Annotated in this window: 1 pseudogene; it reads left to right on the forward strand. The window is 72.6% G+C overall.

From position 1 onward, the window contains the following. A pseudogene (locus D3D02_RS19500) lies at positions 1 to 391 on the forward strand (magnesium chelatase); the annotation flags it as partial. Positions 392 to 468: the final 77 nt, after the last annotated feature.

Genomic DNA, 468 nt, shown 5'->3' on the forward strand with positions numbered 1-468 from the left:
CGACGCCGAGGTGTTGCTCCCGCCCACCGACAGCGTCACGCTGGCGGCGCGGCACCTGAAGGAACTCCCCACGGGCGACAGGACGCCGCTTCCGTCCGGGCTGGACGCCGCCCGTCGGGTCATCGACCGCTCGGACGCCGCCGGCGCGCTCGTCGTCGTCGTCACTGACGGTCGGGCCAACGTCGCGGACGGCAGTCCCACCGGACAGACCCGGTCGGCGGCGCGGAACCTCGCCACCGCCGACGCCTCGGTCGTCGTCGTCGATGCCGGCGACGGCGGTATCGGAGTGACCGACATCCTCGTCTCCGAGACGGGCGCGCGGCGCATCCCGCTGTCCGACCTGTCGGCCGAGCGGGTCGCCGAGGCCGCGCGCTCCGCGGACGGGCAGTAGCGGGGACTCAGTCGTCTCTTTTGGCATGGTGTGTTCCTATCGAATCGGTCGCGTGTGGAGTCGATACGCCCCGCGAG

The sequence above is a fragment of the Halobellus sp. Atlit-38R genome (genome assembly GCF_003665925.1).
GTDB classification, from domain to species: domain Archaea; phylum Halobacteriota; class Halobacteria; order Halobacteriales; family Haloferacaceae; genus Haloquadratum; species Haloquadratum inordinatus.